Source organism: Vagococcus vulneris (genome assembly GCF_003950515.1).
Lineage (GTDB): Bacteria > Bacillota > Bacilli > Lactobacillales > Vagococcaceae > Vagococcus > Vagococcus vulneris.
Genome location: NZ_NGJS01000001.1, coordinates 80,815 through 99,048, shown reverse-complemented (window position 1 = coordinate 99,048; position 18,234 = coordinate 80,815). Strand labels below are relative to the sequence as shown.

Annotated in this window: 16 protein-coding genes; 6 read left to right on the top strand and 10 right to left on the bottom strand. The window is 32.0% G+C overall.

What is annotated here, in order from left to right; all coding sequences use genetic code 11:
* Nucleotides 1–290: 290 nt before the first annotated feature.
* Both CBF37_RS00460 and gdhA read right to left on the bottom strand, forming a co-directional pair.
* Complete coding sequence (locus tag CBF37_RS00460) at nucleotides 291–1,637, bottom strand: glucose-6-phosphate isomerase (RefSeq protein WP_125982845.1); 1,347 nt, start codon at nucleotides 1,635–1,637, stop codon at nucleotides 291–293.
* 128 nt (nucleotides 1,638–1,765) lie between these two features.
* A complete protein-coding gene (gene gdhA, locus CBF37_RS00455; RefSeq protein WP_125982844.1) occupies nucleotides 1,766–3,115 on the bottom strand; it encodes an NADP-specific glutamate dehydrogenase in 1,350 nt (449 codons plus the stop codon).
* Nucleotides 3,116–3,294: 179 nt separating this feature from the next.
* On the opposite strand from gdhA, the gene CBF37_RS00450 reads away from it, so the two are divergent.
* Both CBF37_RS00450 and CBF37_RS00445 read left to right on the top strand, forming a co-directional pair.
* On the top strand, nucleotides 3,295–4,572 hold the full coding sequence (locus CBF37_RS00450) for a BaiN/RdsA family NAD(P)/FAD-dependent oxidoreductase (protein WP_125982843.1): 1,278 nt from the start codon (nucleotides 3,295–3,297) through the stop codon (nucleotides 4,570–4,572).
* Between the two features lie 18 nt (nucleotides 4,573–4,590).
* Nucleotides 4,591–5,346: a class I SAM-dependent DNA methyltransferase gene (locus CBF37_RS00445; protein WP_125982842.1), complete on the top strand. Its 756-nt coding sequence runs from the start codon at nucleotides 4,591–4,593 to the stop codon at nucleotides 5,344–5,346.
* A gap of 90 nt (nucleotides 5,347–5,436) precedes the next feature.
* On the opposite strand, the gene CBF37_RS00440 is transcribed toward CBF37_RS00445, so the two are convergent.
* The 4 genes from CBF37_RS00440 to CBF37_RS00425 form a co-directional block, all read right to left on the bottom strand.
* Nucleotides 5,437–5,637: a hypothetical protein gene (locus CBF37_RS00440; RefSeq protein ID WP_125982841.1), complete on the bottom strand. Its 201-nt coding sequence runs from the start codon at nucleotides 5,635–5,637 to the stop codon at nucleotides 5,437–5,439.
* A 270-nt stretch (nucleotides 5,638–5,907) separates the two neighbouring features.
* A complete protein-coding gene (gene ybaK, locus CBF37_RS00435; protein WP_125982840.1) occupies nucleotides 5,908–6,399 on the bottom strand; it encodes a Cys-tRNA(Pro) deacylase in 492 nt (163 codons plus the stop codon).
* 41 nt (nucleotides 6,400–6,440) lie between these two features.
* Nucleotides 6,441–7,199: a type I 3-dehydroquinate dehydratase gene (gene aroD, locus CBF37_RS00430; RefSeq protein WP_125982839.1), complete on the bottom strand. Its 759-nt coding sequence runs from the start codon at nucleotides 7,197–7,199 to the stop codon at nucleotides 6,441–6,443.
* Between the two features lie 20 nt (nucleotides 7,200–7,219).
* Nucleotides 7,220–8,401 carry a class I SAM-dependent rRNA methyltransferase gene (locus CBF37_RS00425; protein WP_125982838.1) on the bottom strand — a complete coding sequence of 394 codons (1,182 nt, stop codon included), beginning with the start codon at nucleotides 8,399–8,401 and terminating at the stop codon, nucleotides 7,220–7,222.
* Nucleotides 8,402–8,613: 212 nt separating this feature from the next.
* Here CBF37_RS00425 and CBF37_RS00420 point away from each other — a divergent pair, with 212 nt between their 5' ends.
* From CBF37_RS00420 to CBF37_RS00410, 3 genes are all read left to right on the top strand, one after another.
* Nucleotides 8,614–10,755 (top strand): LTA synthase family protein, encoded by a 2,142-nt coding sequence (locus CBF37_RS00420; RefSeq protein ID WP_125982837.1) that lies wholly within the window; start codon nucleotides 8,614–8,616, stop codon nucleotides 10,753–10,755.
* 120 nt (nucleotides 10,756–10,875) lie between these two features.
* On the top strand, nucleotides 10,876–11,664 hold the full coding sequence (locus CBF37_RS00415; protein ID WP_125982836.1) for a hypothetical protein: 789 nt from the start codon (nucleotides 10,876–10,878) through the stop codon (nucleotides 11,662–11,664).
* Nucleotide 11,665: 1 nt separating this feature from the next.
* Nucleotides 11,666–12,187, top strand: a complete 522-nt coding sequence (locus tag CBF37_RS00410; RefSeq protein WP_125982835.1) for a hypothetical protein — start codon at nucleotides 11,666–11,668, stop codon at nucleotides 12,185–12,187.
* 46 nt (nucleotides 12,188–12,233) lie between these two features.
* Here CBF37_RS00410 and CBF37_RS00405 read toward each other — a convergent pair whose 3' ends face one another.
* Nucleotides 12,234–12,806 carry a nucleotidyltransferase family protein gene (locus CBF37_RS00405; RefSeq protein ID WP_125982834.1) on the bottom strand — a complete coding sequence of 191 codons (573 nt, stop codon included), beginning with the start codon at nucleotides 12,804–12,806 and terminating at the stop codon, nucleotides 12,234–12,236.
* Nucleotides 12,806–14,383, bottom strand: a complete 1,578-nt coding sequence (gene gshAB / locus CBF37_RS00400) for a bifunctional glutamate--cysteine ligase GshA/glutathione synthetase GshB (RefSeq protein ID WP_165866587.1) — start codon at nucleotides 14,381–14,383, stop codon at nucleotides 12,806–12,808. The genes CBF37_RS00405 and gshAB overlap by 1 nt, the downstream gene beginning before the upstream one ends.
* A gap of 337 nt (nucleotides 14,384–14,720) precedes the next feature.
* Here gshAB and CBF37_RS00395 point away from each other — a divergent pair, with 337 nt between their 5' ends.
* Nucleotides 14,721–15,425 carry a ferredoxin reductase domain-containing protein gene (locus CBF37_RS00395; protein WP_125982832.1) on the top strand — a complete coding sequence of 235 codons (705 nt, stop codon included), beginning with the start codon at nucleotides 14,721–14,723 and terminating at the stop codon, nucleotides 15,423–15,425.
* A gap of 42 nt (nucleotides 15,426–15,467) precedes the next feature.
* Here the strand turns inward: CBF37_RS00395 and CBF37_RS00390 are convergent, their stop codons facing one another.
* Entirely contained in the window at nucleotides 15,468–16,466 is a 999-nt protein-coding gene (locus CBF37_RS00390; protein ID WP_125982831.1) for a choloylglycine hydrolase family protein, read from the bottom strand.
* A gap of 363 nt (nucleotides 16,467–16,829) precedes the next feature.
* Entirely contained in the window at nucleotides 16,830–18,209 is a 1,380-nt protein-coding gene (rlmD, locus tag CBF37_RS00385) for a 23S rRNA (uracil(1939)-C(5))-methyltransferase RlmD (protein ID WP_125982830.1), read from the bottom strand.
* Nucleotides 18,210–18,234: the final 25 nt, after the last annotated feature.

Below are 18,234 nucleotides of genomic sequence, written 5' to 3'. Positions count from 1 at the left end.
TTTAATAAATAATTTCTTTTAATGTGGGATAAAAAGTATAATTTTATGGCTGATCAGACATTATGAGAGTCAATATAATGCTGATAATTCGATTAGTTATCATTATAACTATAAAAGAGCTGTTAAATAAGCAAGAATAATTAATATTTAGTAGTAGTAAAATTTAATCAACAAATCAACAATATGTAAAATAAATAAAAAAACTCAAGGTCCGAGTTTTCCATATCAATCTCTGTTAAATTAATACGGAAAGACTGTTTACCTTGAGTTTATAATTTGGTAACTTATTTCTACAGACGTTCGTTTAGTTCTTTAGCTAGATCTTCAAATCCTGGTTTGCCTAATAAAGCAAACATATTTTTTTTGTATGCTTCAACACCTGGCTGATCAAATGGATTAACACCATTTAAGTAACCTGAGATACCAACTGCAATTTCAAAAAAGTACATTGTGTAGCCTAAAGTATACGCATCTAATTGTGGAATATTAATAACAAAATTAGGTACATCACCATCTGTATGTGCTAATAAAGTACCTTGGAATGCTTTTGTATTAACAAAATCAATCGTTTTTCCTTGAATATAGCCTAGTCCATCTAAATCTTCAGTCATTTCAGGAATCGTTAATTCATGACGCGCTTTATCAACTTTAATAACTGTTTCAAAAATGTTGCGGCGGCCTTCTTGAATGTATTGACCTAATGAGTGTAAGTCAGTTGAGAAGTTAGCACTTGAAGGATAAATACCTTTTTGATCTTTACCTTCAGATTCGCCGAACAATTGTTTCCACCATTCAGAGAAATATTGCAAACTTGGTTCGTAATTGATTAATAATTCGGTTACTTTTCCTTTACGATATAAAATATTCCGTAAAGCTGCATATTGATATGCTTGGTTTGTTTTCAAATCGTCGTTCGCAAAATCTAAACGAGCCGCTGCTGCACCTTCCATTAAACCATCAACATCAGCACCTGTAACAGCAATTGGCAATAGTCCAACAGCCGTAAGAACTGAGAAACGACCACCAATATCATCTGGAATGACAAAGGTTTGCCAACCTTCAACGTCAGCTTCAGTTTTAACAGCTCCGCGAGCTTTATCTGTAGTTGCATAAATACGTTTATTGGCTTCTTCTTTACCATATTTATTAACTAATAATTCTTTGAAGACACGGAAAGCGATAGCTGGTTCTGTCGTTGTTCCCGATTTTGAAATAACATTAACAGAAAAATCTTTATCGCCAATAACATTTATTAAATCAGCTAAATATGTTGAACTTATGCTATTACCTGCAAAGAAAATTTGAGGTGCTTTTCTTTCGTCATTATCAATTAAATTATAGAAAGAGTTATTTAAGAAATCAATCGCTGCTTTTGCTCCTAAATATGATCCTCCGATACCAATAACAACAAGAATTTCAGAATCAGACTGAATTTTTTCAGCTGCTGCTTTGATACGTGCAAATTCCTCTTTATCGTAGTTAGCTGGTAGATCGACCCAACCTAAGAAATCGCTACCCGCTCCAGTTCCTTCACGTAATTGTTTGTGAGCTGCAGTAACTTCAGCTTGCATGTAACCTAGTTCATGCTCACCGATAAATTTACTAACTTTAGAATAATCAAAATTAATATGTGACATAGTAACCCTCCTATTTTTATGTGTAAAAGAACACATTTCCTCTGTATTCTACCACTTTTTATGAATTTAATCATTAAAAAAACCAGAATGTTACTGTAACATTCTGATTTTTTTTCATAGATACTATTTTATACTAATCCTTGACTGAGCATTGCAGCGGCAACACGTTCAAAACCAGCAATATTTGCACCGGCCATTAAGTTCATCGGTTCGGCATACTCCATCGCAGTGTCTCGGCAGTTTTCATAAATATTTTTCATAATCTTATCTAACTCAGCATCTACATGATCAAATGACCAAGGCTGGCGCTGAGAATTCTGAGCCATTTCCAAAGCTGAAACAGCTACTCCTCCTGCATTAGATGCTTTACCTGGACAATAGACTATCCCCTCTTTTCTCAATAGCTCCGTCGCCGGTAATGTTGTCGGCATATTTGCACCCTCCGCAACGATTTTTATACCGTTATCAATCAACTTTTGCGCTTGTAATTCGTAAATTTCATTTTGAGTAGCACAAGGTAAAGCTATGTCATATTCCATTTCATGATTCCAAATATTTTCGTTTTTATAAAAAACGGCATTTGGACGCTGATTTGCGTAGACTGAAATTCTTTCACGTTTAACTTCTTTTATTTTTTTTAATAAATTTACATCAATTCCGTCTGTATCAATAACATATCCTGATGAATCAGAACAACCATAAACTAAAGCACCTAAAGATTGTGCTTTTTGAATAGCGTAAATAGCGACATTACCACTTCCAGACACCATTACTTTCTTACCTTTGAATGAATCCTTTGAATCAGCCAATAAATGTTGTACAAAGTAAACTAAACCATAACCGGTCGCCTCAGTTCTTGCTAAACTACCCCAATACGCCAATGGCTTCCCAGTTAGAACCCCAGCCTGATAACCATTTAATCGTTTAAATTCACCAAATAAATAGCCTATCTCACGACCACCAACACCAATATCTCCCGCAGGAACATCGGTATCAGCCCCGATATGTTTTTGAAGTTCTTGCATAAAACTTTGACAGAAACGCATAATTTCACCGTCAGATTTTCCTTTTGGATCAAAATCACTACCACCTTTTCCACCGCCAATTGGCAGAGATGTCAACGCATTTTTAAATATTTGTTCAAATCCTAAAAATTTAATAATACTTTGATTAACAGATGGATGAAACCTTAACCCACCTTTATAAGGCCCCATTGCTGAATTATACTGAACTCGGTAACCAGTATTTACTTTCCATTCATTACTATCATTCATCCAAGGAACACGAAATTCAATCAAACGTTCTGGCAGCAGAACCATTTCTAGAATATTCTTTTCTACGTAAATTGGATTAACCTCTAAAAACGGGTAAATTGTCTCTAAGAATTCATCGATTGCTTGTAAGAACTCTACTTGATGCCCATAATTATGATGCGTTTTTTCTTTAATATTCTGTAAATACTCTTTTACATTTACCATGTAATCACTCGCTTTCAGTATAATTACTATTAGTATACATAAAATACTGAAAAACAACAGTAATAAAATGAGCTTTTTTTAATAATACTTATATTTTTCTCATAATATGTTCTATTTTTGATATTCCTTTTAAATAACTTTATGATAAACTGAACATATTATGTAAGGAGGATTTCACTATGACAATGTTTGATGTAATCATAGTTGGTGCAGGTACAAGTGGATTGATGGCTGCTGCTGCTGCTGCTGAAAAAGGAGCAAAAGTCGCAGTAATCGATAAAAACAAACGTCCTGGAAAAAAATTACGATTAACTGGTGGTGGTCGCTGTAATGTTACTAACAATCGTCCACCGGAAGACATTATCAGCTTTATTCCGGGTAATGGAAAATTTTTATATAGTGCTTTTTCTCAATTCAACAACTACGATATTATGAATTTTTTTGAGAGTAATCATATTCCTCTCAAAGAGGAGGATCACGGACGGATGTTTCCTGTTGCTAATACGTCAAAAGCCATTGTTGATGGATTAGTTCAGCATGCTTTAAAGTTAGGTGTTACTTTTATTTTAGGTACTGAAGTAAAAAAAATAAATACAAATAATAAACAGATATCTGCTGTAGAAATAGATGATGGTAACTTACTGAACACGCATTGTTTGATACTTGCTACCGGCGGAAAAACATATCAATACACTGGTTCCACTGGAGATGGCTATAAATTAGCAAAGCAGCTCGGTCATACCGTAACACCACTGTACCCAACAGAATCACCAATTAAATCAGATGAACCTTTTATTAAAAATAAACGCTTGCAAGGACTTGCTCTTAGAAATATTCGTCTGTCTGTTTTAAATGAAAAAGGTAAGCCTATTGTTACGCATCAAATGGATATGCTTTTTACCCATTTTGGCGTATCAGGACCAGCCGCTCTGAGATGTAGTATGTTTATCAATCAGCAACTAGCAAAAGGAAATAAGAAGGTTGACATGAGTTTAGATAGCTTACCATCTCAGACAGAGAATCATTTAATTCACTTGATTCACTCAATACAAAAAGACACACCAAAAAAAGCAATAAAAAATGCCTTAAAGCCAATACTTCCAGAACGCTTTTTGGAATTTCTGCTGGAACAGGTAAGCATTGATGATTCCTTACCAATAAACCAGTTAACAGAACAGCAAATTGAAGATTTTGTAAAACTTATTAAAAATTTTCATTTTAAGGTTTACGACACCTACCCTTTAGATAAGTCATTTGTAACTGGGGGTGGTATTAATCTGAAAGAAGTTACTCCTAAAACAATGGAAAGTAAATTAATCAATGGTTTATTCTTTGCTGGTGAACTATTAGATATTAACGGCTATACCGGCGGATATAATATTACAGCCGCATTTGTAACAGGACATACTGCTGGTGTTCATGCTGCTACAATCTCTAGTTACTTTAATTATCAATAAATGAAAGGATGCATAACGATGTATAAAAATTACGGCCCCTTAGCCGCGCAAGTTTATCAAATAACAAAACCGACGGGATTTAGTTTAAATGGAGATATCGACTATTATAAAAGTAGACTTACACATGTGTCAGGCCCTATACTTGAGGCATGTTGTGGTACAGGAAGGGTTCTTATCCCCTTGCTGAAAAGTGGCTATGATATTGACGGTATAGATTTATCAGAAGAGATGTTATCGATATGTCGAAAAGAAATCGATCATAATTCCTTGAAAGCAACACTTTATTGTGGTGATTTAGCCAATTACCATTTCGACAAAAAATATGCTGCAATTATAATGCCTTCGTCTAGTTTTAATTTATTTCCATCTGAGAATATAGCGTTATCTATTTTAAAAAATCTTTACCACTCATTAAAAGATGGTGGGAAATTTATATTTGATATAGATCTACCTTATTATCCTGAGTTAAATGAAACGACAACATCAATTTATCCATTAAATGATTCTGAAGGAATAACATTGGAATACAAAACACTAGAAATTGATTGGTTAAAACAGCAAATAGTTACACTGCTTAAATATGAAAAGTGGACAAATGGACAATTAGATGCAACCGAACTCCAAAATTTTACGTTACGCTGGTACGGTTTATCAGAACTGACTTTATTCTTAGAAAAGATTGGCTTTAAATCCATTATAATTAGTGCAGATTATGATTACCAATCTGTTCCTGCAAATAGTAATCAGACAATCACTTTTGAGTGTTCAAAATAAAAAGATACCTTTATCTCTAACAAACAAAAGCGCAAGATAATCACTTTAAATGATTACCTTGCGCTTTTTAATATTGTTTATTTCTTATTTCTATTTCTTGAAAAAAGCCAATCCTAATTCTGCTACGGCAACTTGACGAATCGAAGTTTCAGTCGATGTCAAAATAATCTGTTTTGCTGTTGAACTAGTTGCTGCTTCAGATGATGTTGATTGACTGATTGAAATTGTTGTTGAACTATCTGATTTTATGTATTGATTAACCTCATTAGCAATCTCATCTAATTCTTTCAAAGTTAATGCTGCTTCTATTCTGCTATTAAAATCTTTTGATGGTTTTATTCTTCGTATTTAAAGAAATAAGCTCAACGACCCAACGTTTAAACTAATAAGCTGGGTTATTACATTTTCTGTATCTATCAATTTAGCAGCTATGCGGCCATCATCATAACCCGGCGAACCAATTCTAACTGATTCGCCCAAATGATATCTGCAGTCATAATGAAAGGCACACCATCAGGTCGGTTAATAAAGCGTTATCTGAAAAAAATTGCGGTTTTAAAATTAATCATTGGTAACGTCTGCAAATTGTCCGCCCACAATTTTTACCAATTCTATCGGATTTATCGATAATTGTAATCCTCTCATTCCGGCAGAACAACGAATAATCGGCAATGACTTGCCTTCAATTGCAAAATATGTTGGAAATTGTTTTTTCATTCCTACTGGAGAACATCCGCCATGTATGTAACCAGTCAACGGTTCCAATTCTTTCATCGGCAGCATATCAATTTTTTTATTTCCGCTTATTTTTGCTAACTTTTTCAAATCTAATTCCTTATTACCTGGAATGACTGCCACAACAGGACCGGTCTTATTACCAACTGTTACCAAAGTTTTGAATAATTCGTTTTCAGGGATTCCCAATTCTTTTGCAGTATCTTTTGCTCCGACATGTTCTTCTGTCCATGAATATTCTTCTGTTTCAAAAGATACTTTCTTCTGCTCTAAAAATCGGACAGCATTGGTTTTATGCGGTTGTTTTTTCTTAGACATATGATTAGTCACTTCTTTTCTTTCGTTTTAAATTTTAATTATTACTCACTCATTAAGTTCATTGCTTGTCGTAATTTTGGGATTGTCATCTGACCGGAAGCCGAACTCTTAGTGCCGCTTGAAGCAAATGTCATAATAGAGCCAAATAATTCCCCAGTCATTCGCGTTAACTGTCCTACGTCCCCCATTCCTATAAGTACAAAATTTATAGCTGGATGGTCAGTTTTAATTTCATTTGATGCAGACAATATTGTTAGTACATCTGTCATATCACTTGGTGTTACAGCCAATTTACAGATATCCGCACCCAACATTGACATATCTTGAATAATGTCTTTAATAATTTGTTTTTTTGGTGTACGGATAAAGTTATGATTACTTAGCAAAACTTTCACATTATTTGCTTGAGAGTACGAGATTAAATCCAATGTTTGGCTAGACATTTTAGCCAGCTCTAAATCGATCATGTCTATTAATCCCGTCTGAATCATTAATCGATTCAACTCAAAATAATATTCATTATCAACAGATTGACCACCACCTTCTTCATATGTTCTGAATGTAAAAATAAGCGGTTTATCTTCGATTGCATATCTGATAAAATAAGCAGCTTTACGCATATACTTAATATCATTTATGTACATAAAATAATCAGCACGCCATTCGATAATATCACACTCTAATTTATTTAAACGAGCAGCTTCTGAAAATAATTCTTTAAAATCTTTAGCAATTAATGATACACAAACTTTAGGCTGTCCTTCACCAAAATTTAAATTTCTGACTTTCAAATTAGACATACTTTCCGACCCCACTTAGTTTAATATATTTCATAAATAAATACTTTTAAATAGTTACCTTCTTTAAATGCTGGACTTGTCTTGAAGTCGCTAGGCAGTTGATAAAAATCAAGCAATTTAAAATTTCGCTGATTTTTCTTAATTCCACTTTCAATCATTTGCTCAAATTTTTCGACAGACACATTGGCGGCATTGCTTGATGCTATTAAGACACCGTTGGTTTCCAGAATTTGGACAGCATCAAAAACTAATTCACTGTAATTTTTCGCAACAGAAAAGGTTTTTTTCTTATTTCTGGCAAAACTCGGCGGATCTAAAACAATACAATCAAACGTCTTTTCTTTTTTTGTTGCATACTTAAAATAATTAAAAACATCCATAACAATAATATCTTGAGAATCTGGATTTATTCCATTGATGATAAACATTTCTCTTGTTTTATCAATACTACGTTTAGCTAAGTCGACACTAGTTGTATGCGACGCTCCACCAGCCAATGCAGCAATAGAGAAAGCTCCAGTGTAACTGAACATATTCAGTAAATTTTTGCCGCATGCCAATCCCTCAATCAATCGATTGCGTACGTCTTTCTGATCTAAAAAGATTCCGGTCATCAGACCTTCATTTAAATAAACAGCATACAAAACACCATTTTCTTTAACGATTAACGGCTCTATCGCAGTTAATCCATAGATATGCTGTGTTTCAGGATATTTATCATTATTAAACCGATTTTTTTCATAAATACCTTTAACTTGTTCATTAAGGATATTGGTTAATTCATGAATAATCAGTTCCTTTTTCTGGATGATAGTTTCATTATACCATGAAACTACAAGAAAACCTTGATACCAATCGATTGTCAAACCTCCCAGTCCATCGCCTTCACCGTTAAAAATTCTAAAGGCATCCGTAACTTTACTCTCAAAAAACGATTGTCTATGAACAAAAGCATCACTGAAGATACGTTGAAAAGTTTCCTCATTAATAGGTAAAGATTTATTAAAGCTAACAATCCATCCACTGCCTTTATTTTGTTGTCCCAAGTACCCATACCCAATAAATTCACCACTTGAGGTAACAAATTCAACCCACTCTGTTAACATGGCATCAGTATCATTCACCAAATCATTTTGATGAACTAACGGATACCCCTGTTTAAAACGTTTCTTAGCTTTATCATTTATTAAAATTTTCTTCATTTTATCAAATAATCCTCAATTCTTCTGTCTGATACTTTATATTATACTATATCACCCAAATATAGACTAAAAAAAGTTTTGTTTACAAATCTTTTTCTAAAAATTCACTTAAACAATAAATAAATTGACACATTTGGTTTTAAACAGTAAAATTGTTTCGTGTGTTCATTTTATCGTGAACGATGACTTACTTTAGAAAGGAAGTTTATTAATTGAAACATAACTATAAAAAAAATTGGTTGAATACAAGACTAGGATTTTTCGCGTTATTGGCAGTTCTATTCTGGATTAAAACAGCAATTGCCTATACAACTGAATTTAACTTAGGCATAGAAAACGGATTTCAACAATTTATTATGTATATAAATCCTATTGCGACAACCATTTTCCTCTTTTCAGCCGCATTGTATATTAGAAGTCCAAAAAAATCATATATCGCGCTTCTCGCAATATATTTTTTTACAACACTTTTGTTGTTTTCAAATGTTGTTTATTACCGCGAGTTTACTGATTTTATAACTGTAAACACCATGTTAGGTGCTGGAAAAGTTAGCTCTGGACTAGGTGAAAGTGCTGCTAAAATGTTCCGCCCGTATGATGTAATCTATTGGATTGATTTAATTACTTTAATCGGTTTGCTTGGTTTTAAAGTAATTAAAATCGACCCACGACCAATCAAAGCAAGAACTGCTGTTGCTGTGACCAGTTTTTCTATTTTAATGTTCTCCATTAACTTAACATTAGCAGAAGCTGATCGACCTGAATTATTAAAAAGAACATTCTCACGTGATCATATCGTTAAATATTTGGGTATGAACGCTTTTACTGTTTATGATGGTGTACAAACGTATAATGCCAGCCAGCGTCGTGCTCAAGCTAGTGAAAATGATTTAATGGACGTGGAAAACTACGTTAAAGATCACTATGCCAAACCGAGTGATGACATGTTTGGTATTGCAAAGGGTAAAAACGTTGTTTACATCCATTTAGAAAGCTTCCAACAGTTCTTAATCGATTACAAATTGAAAGATGAAAATGGCGTGGAACATGAAGTAACGCCGTTCTTGAATAAACTTTATCATTCTAATGAAACTTTCAGTTTTGATAATAATTTCCATCAAGTAGGGTCTGGGAAAACAAGCGATTCTGAAACTTTATTAGAAAATTCATTCTTTGGACTTGGTCAAGGTCCATTATTTACACAACTAGGAGATAAAAACACATTCCAAGCTGCGTCAAATATATTAAAACAAAATGGTAATTATACAAGTGCTGTTTTCCATGGTAACAACGGATCATTTTGGAATCGTAACGAAACATATAAACATCTAGGCTATGATTACTTTTTTGACTCAAGCTACTACGATGTCAATGAAAATAACAGTTTCCAATACGGGCTACATGATAAACCATTTATGCAACAATCTGTTCAATATTTAGAGCACTTACAACAGCCTTTCTATACTAAATTTATTTCAGTGACAAACCATTATCCATATTCACAACTTAAAGGTGATGAAGGTGGCTTCCCACATGCAAATACCCCCGATAGCACGATCAACGGGTATTTTGCAACTGCTAATTATCTTGATAAAGCAATTGAAGAATTCTTTAATTATCTAAAATCATCTGGACTTTATGATAATACTATGGTTATTATGTATGGCGATCACTATGGTATTTCTAATTCACGTAATAAATATTTAGCTGAATTAGTCGGTAAATCAAAAGATGAATGGACTGAATATGATGATGCTCAAATGCAAAGAGTTCCTTTGATGTATCACATACCAGGTCAAGACAAAGGTAAAATTTATCACGAATACGGCGGTCAAGTTGATATGTTGCCAACCATGCTTCATTTATTAGGTATTGACAGTTCCAAATATATGCAACTAGGGCAAGATTATTTCTCTAAAGATAAAGACCAAATTGTTGCCTTTAGAAATGGAACATTTGTGACACCAAAATATACAGTTATCGGTCAATCAATTTATCTGAATGAGACTGGTGAATTAGTTGAAAATCCTACAGAAGAACAACTTAAGGAAGTAGATGGACTTCGTGAAAAAGCTTCGACACAACTTAAAGTTTCTGATGCTTTGACAAACGGTGATTTATTGCGTTTTTATACTGAAAGTGGTCTGAAATCAGTTGATCCAACTAAATATGACTATAAAAATGGTCTGCAAAAAATGGAAAAAATCGAACAAGAAAAAGGAGCCAAATCAACTAGTGTTTATAGTGAACATGATAATAAATCAACAATTGACATGTTCGAAACCAAAACATACTTAGACTATCATCCCGATGCTAAGATTAATAATTCATCAAGTACAAACGTTGAAAAATAAATATTTATTAAGCCTATTAGATTAAAATTAATCTAATAAGCTTTTTCTTTTTTTTATGCTTTTATTTTCATATATTGTTCACAATCTGTCAGTATAATTCTAATGTGGAGGCAATAGAATATGATATCACTTAAACAAATATACTTCTCAATGAAGTATCATAAAAAGTTAACTATCGCTTTTTTTGTAATCTTTACTGTGTTGCTCTTTATGTTGATCCTCATTTATCAATTAAGATTTGTCCAATTAAACTCCAATCAAATACTTGAAGATAAATGGGCTTTCTTAAATGAATTATCAGAGTCAACCAAACAAAATATTCAACATACATTAGCACAGAACAATATTGCCCTTTTAAAATTTTATAATAGAATTCTTTTTTTTCTTATTATACTTAGCTTTATGTCCATTTTCTTTCTTGGCTATTTTATTGCAAATACACGAAAATCTGAAATAATTTATATGCTGAACAGCGGTGTAGCAAAAGTTAAAATTATTGGATACTTTATTTTCGAAACACTAGTTAGTTCAATTGTAAGTTTTTTGATTCTGACTTTTTTAATCTGTTTATTACAAGCTCCGTTTATTAAAGGTACTGTTAAAATAAATCAATTTTTCAATACATATCAAATTAGTAAACAGCACCTCATAATTGAGCAGATGATAGATACCGAAAATGAACAGCCTATTTTAGAAAATCGTGAAATAAAGATTTCCAATAAAAAAAGTGCTCTTTTACCATATAATGAAGATACAATTTTTCTCAATCAAATGAGTGACCATAGTTTTAGAGAGACATTAAACAATATTTTTCATCAATACAGTTTATTACTAATTATCTGTATTTGGTCATTAACATTAGGAATTGCTTCATATCTATTAATTCATAAAGATACTGGGAGTGTTTAATATGCTAAATTCATTTTTAAAACAATCTATTAACCTAAATCAAGATATCAAGAATCGTCTTGTCGTTTTATTAGATAATAATAATCAAAATTTTTCGACAGAAATTAATGCATATTTACCCACAAACACATACAGCTTACCAATACAAGACATGATACCTTTTTTGACTATTCAAGATAATCTTTTATTAGGAATTAAAAAAAAGAATAGCGAAACTGTCCTATATTTTATTCGTAAATATAGTCAGAAATTTAAATTACCTTCTTCAATTTTAACTGAATTTGCAAAAGATGTCTCAAAAAATCAACAGATGGTGCTACAGATTATGCGTGCTATCGCATTAAAACAGTCTATATTAATCAATCAACTTGCTAATTATGTTGTTTCAAATAAATTTATAGAAGATTTGTTGCCCGTTTTGCATTACTTTGTAGCAAAAGAGCAAACGACTATTCTAATCGTTACATCTTCAAAAGAATTACTACAATCACCATATTATGATCAATGTATTTTTTTATCTTAATCATACAAAAATGCCGGCATCTAAATTAATAGTTGCCGGTACTGTTTTATTCATCTTGAAAATGAATTTCTAATTGTTGCCAATACTCTTGCCAATTTTTAGACCTAATTCGTGAATTGTATAATTGACGACGCTTTTTATTTTCCGAATAATAAGGTGTCGCACAAATTCTGAAATTAACTAAATCTTCAATTCCATATGGTGCAAACAACTCAACATCCCCATCTTTATTCAATCTGATTGCTATAGAAGTGCATGTTTCCGGGAACTTAGATACTGCATCACAACTATTCTTGTAAGGTACAGTGTTGGGATTTAATAAATGCATTTCTTTTTGGTTTCTTACTTCCCAATTATATTTTGGATAAATTCTATTTAAATTAGTCTCAATTTGCCTAACCTTTTGATGGTTGATTTCTTCTTCAAAAAAAATGATATCGACATCAGATGAAAAATGAAACTTTGGAACTTTATCCGATAAATAATTCCAAATAACGTTACGTACAGCCCCTGCACATAGCCAGCAATCTTCTAAATCAAGATTCTCAATAATATGTATAATCTCCATCAACTCGCGATTGTCCCTCACATAATTAATAATATCAAGTCGAGTTTTCATCACTTAGACTCGATTTCTGGGAATAGTTTTTTTAATAACTTTTGAGCCAAAGGTCTCGATTTTCCTTTAAAAGGAAACATATGCATATGAATAGCCGGATTAAAATTTGCTTCAATGATACCATAACCACTATCTAATTTCGTTGTATACTTATGATAATCATCTATCATTAAGTCTATCCCTGAAACATAGGCTCCTAGTGCTTGAACAGCTTCAACAGCAATTTCTTTATAACAGTTAGGCATTTTATCTGTAAAATCGATTGAATCGCCTCCTGTACTAACATTAGAGTTTTCACGTAAGAATATAATCTCATTACTTTTCGGAATAGTTAATGGTGTACTGCCTTGAGATTTTAACATTAATAATTCTACTGCACCTAAATGTAACAACTGCAACGGTTTTCGATAATGAGTACCTCGTAATGGATCTTGATTTTTGATTGCAACCAACTCCTCAATTGTGTGTACTCCATCACCCTCAACGTTGGCAGGAATTCTTAATGTAATTCCTTCGACTTGTCCATCTAACACGTAAAATCGATACTCTGTACCAGATATAAATTCTTCAATTAAAATACTGTCGTCTTCTTTAAATGCAATCTTTAAGGCTTCGTCAAACATATCTTGCGTATATGTTTCCTCAAAAATAGAGATTCCTAAACCAAAGTTTGTTGTTTTGGGTTTTATAACAATTGGGATGTTCACAAAATTCGTAAAACTATCCTTGGCCATCTCAATATTATTGAACTCCTTGCCTTTTGGAACATTGAAATTATGTTGTTGCAAAACCCTTTTAGTCGCTGTCTTATTTTCCATAATAATTGGTGTTATATAAGAATCTTTGCTCGTCATATTAGTATTTTTTACATATTCTATATGGTCACCCAAACTTAACTTAACAATTTGAGCTTGCCGGTCGATTAATTCAAATGATATACCTAACTTAACAGCATCTCTTAACATTAATTTAGTTGACAACTCAAGGTCAGAAAAGCCTACTAAATCAAATGGATCACGCCAAACTTTGTTAAATAAATTATCTAAGATAACAACTTCTGAATTTTTTAGGTCAGCACTTGATAACTTCTCACATTGAACAGCAAGATTTTTAATAATTTTCTGATTTATCTCTCCGAATTTTTGTTCTTTGTTTAAACAGGTAAATATTAATAATTCGTAACAAATATGAAATTGTTTAAGATTTAAACCACTCATTTCAGTTGAATCAGGTAAAATATTACTAAATTTTATACTTAATTCATTATTAGACAGCAATTTTAGCTCAGCTGTTATTTCAGGAATGTGACGAACTAATAAACTATTTAGTGATTCAGACAGCTGCCCCTTGAAAAAACCGATATCAGTTATTCCGGTATATTTTTGGAGAAGTTCCATATCAATAAAAAAATTAAACTGCTGCTTAGTTTCCGAAGTTATCCCTATTTTTTTATTTATTCCTAATTCTTTATGGACAACATCCTGGATGGCTAGCAAATAATCATCCGGATTTTCTTGAATCGACAATTTTGGTATAGTGATTGTTAGTTTACTACTTGGAAGATTTACTTCGATCATTTCATGTGATTGCCAAAACAACACGTCTTCTGCAATTCTAATATTATTGTCAACTTCACTAAATATTTGATAAGTTGTAGTAATACTATAACTAGTATTTAAAAAATCCTTAACTATATTTTTTTTATCGTGGCTATTATTATTTCCATTTTACTAAATCCTTTTATTTTTATATTAACTATAATTGTCTTTTAATAGTCTGTCAAAAAAATAATTAAAATATAATTGTCTTTTAATAGTCTGTCAAAAAAATAATTAAAATATAATTGAGAATGATTATCAATTATAGTATAGTAAGATTGTACGCAAATGATAAATAATTAAAAAAGGAGACTTTATGCAAATTTACTGGCCTACGATACTAAATATCGTTGATGAAACCTCTGAAGTAAAGACATTTCATTTAGCAATTCCCGATAATTTTAATTGGGAACCAGGAGCACACACACACTTTGCTCTAGAAGGATTTAATTTAGGTGAGTTGCCGAATAAAGAGATTATTAGACATATGTCAATATCAACTCTTCCTTCAGAAAATACAATCGGTATCACTACACGATTTAAAAAAGATTCTTTATCTATTTTTAAAGAAAGACTGTCTAAACTTAAGATTGGAGATCAAGTAGCATTATTCAAAACACATTCTAATATACCTTTAAGACGCAAACATCGCGACGTTGTTTTTTTAATATCTGGTGTTGCCATAGCAACAGTCCGTCCCCTTATATTGGATTACTTAGCAAATCCAGCAGGTATTAATCAGATTACCTTACTGGCAATTGATTCAACTAATCATATAATCTTTAATAACTTACAACAATCTAGACTGCCAAAAGAGATAACCAGCCTTTTGGTTAATAATCGTACCGCTTATTACACGCAAGTAAATGAACTCGCAATGAAGAATAGTTCAGCTGATTTTTATGTTGTGGGCAGTGATAATTTTATCGTTGATACTATATCACTTTTATATAAACAAAATATATCAAGTAATCAGATTTTCCTTGATAAACATCCACATCAACTTGAAAAATTTATTTAAAAAAAGTCGCTTAAAGATGATATCTTTAAGCGACTTTTTTATTTATTGATTAGTTAAATTAATTACTGTTTGCCTCTTGCTTAACTGGAACTCAATTGGATCAGGACTATTTTTTTTATCTAACTCTGCCAAAGAAATCTTTGCTGGACAAGAATCATAATAATCCATCATATAATAATCTCTGTTAGTCAAATCCATTGCTGCTTTGTACTGAGTATAATCTAATGCACCATTATCATGTTTTTTGACTCCTTTAGGAATGTCACAAGTCGCTAAAATATGAAAAATTGCATTTAATCCTTGTTCAGTGCCCGTTGTTTCTTCAATATGCTCTCTCATAAATGCACTGCGAACGAACCTAGATTCTGATGTATAATCCCCCGGCATACCAAGTAACCCGCTTCCTGCACCGTCAGATCCAGGTTTATAAGCACCAAAATTCCCGATAGGACGTGACGTTGTTTGTAAATAAGAAAAATGCTTTAAATTCGTTAGATGCCATGTATACTCAGGCGAATTTGTAAAAACATTAGTTACATCTTCATAAAAATGAACACTATTATTCATTACTTCTAAAATAATTGACCGTCCATTTTCATCAGAAAAAATCCAATGAAGTGGCGTAACAAAGCCTAAAAAAGGACTTGCTTCATTGACAATATTAATTTGACTAACCTTTTCTTCTAATTCGTCTAAACTACCGATTGAACTTAATGCCCAGAAAACAACTTCATGAGGTGCTAGGTTCATTTTAGCCGTATCATCATGATCCGCGTAAACAGCTAAATCAGAAAAATAGAGTGCACAACAGCCGATTCCCTTTTCGTTCACACCATCCGCAAATACATAATCTTTTAATTTACGTCCCGCTCCAACAAATGAATACGTTGACGTAATCGTTGTCCCGCTTTTTACATCACTTTTAAATTGATAACCCTTTGGTATATATACCGGGTTTGCATCTAATTCAAATGAAAAGTCCATTGTTCTGGCAAGAAAATTTATATTATCCTTTGTTTTTAAATTAATTGATGTACACATTATTATACCTCCTAAGATTTATAAATCGCTCTCTATCTATAATTTAGTATATATTTTATGAACAGATACTGTCAAACAAAGATTGGTTTTTTAAGTAAATAATTAATAAATAATAACAGTTATCAAAAAATAGGTATAAAAATACAAAAAAACTGTCTATCTATTTAGATAAACAGTCATTTATAACAATTATGATTGGTAAGATTCAATAAAAATCGTCTTATACTCGTTTAGCTTACTCGACCCGACTACTTTTGCATCTGGAAAACATTATGCCATTTTTTGGAGATTTAAATTTAAACTATAAGCTAAATAATACTTTTTAAATGTTTATTCTTCATTTTTATAGTTTACATAATATTATTATCTATTTAATAATACGACACTCTCAATATGTGCAGTTTGAGGAAACATATCAATAGGTTGAACAATTTTTGCATGATAGCCGTTTTCTTCATATATTGCTAAATCACGAGCCAGCGTACTAGGGTTGCAAGAAACGTAGACAATTTTTTCTGGTTTCATTGCTACTGATGCATCAATGAAACTTGGATCTAGACCTTTTCTTGGTGGATCAACAAAAAGTACGTCAGCATGAATTCCATCTTCATTCCATTTTTCAAAAACATGTTCTGCTTTACCAATGATAAATTCAGCATTTTTTATGTGATTCAGTTCAGCGTTTAATTTAGCATCTGTAATTGCATCTTTGACAACTTCAACACCATAAACTTGTTTAACTTTCTTCGCAATTGATAAGCCAATAGTTCCGATCCCGCAATATGCATCTATAACTACATCTGACGGTTTTAAATCAGCTAATTCAAAAGCCTTTGAATAAAGCTTCTCTGTTTGAATTGTATTAATCTGATAGAAAGATTTAGCCGATATTTTATAAGTATTTCCTAGAAGTGTATCAGTTATATAGTCTTGACCATACAAACAAAATGTATCATCACCAAAAATATTATTTAATTGATCTGGTTGAATATTCTGCATAATTGATTTGACTTTTGGCAATTCTTTGATAATCTGCTGACAGATATCATCAATTTTGAAAACCTTTTTTTTCTTAGTAATAAAAACAATCATCATTTCTTTTGAGTAATGACCTTGACGAATCATAATATTTTTCAAATTTCCCGTATCATTTTCTTCATCATATGCTTTTACCTGATATTTCTTTAAAATACTTTTCAACACAACTAAAGCATCATCAATCTCTTGCTCTTGAATAAAAAAATCTGAAACAGGAACCAAATGATGACTGTTTTTACGGAAAAATCCAAACTCAAGCTGATTATCGATTTTTCGAACTGGGATTTGAGCCTTATTACGATATGCAAACGGGTGATCCATACCGATTGTCGGTAATACCTGAACATCTGTTAGTTTACCTATTCGTTTCAAACAATTCTCAACTTGATTTTCTTTAAATGTTAATTGTGCTTCATAAGTCATGTGATGCAGAGGTGCAATACCCGTCCGAATCAAATGATTTTGAACATCCTCTACACGATTTTGACTCGCTTCTCGAATCTCCAGTACTTTTCCAAAACCGAATTTTTTAGTCGTCTTTACAACTTGTATTTGAACAACCTCTCCAGGCAGAGCATTTTCAATAAATAATGGATATCCATCAATTTTCCCAACACCCATACCATCATGAGTTAAATCTGATATTTCAACAACAGCTACGTCATTCTTTTTTATCACTAAATTTTTTACATTATTATTTTTCATAATTATCCTTTCAATGGGTATTCAC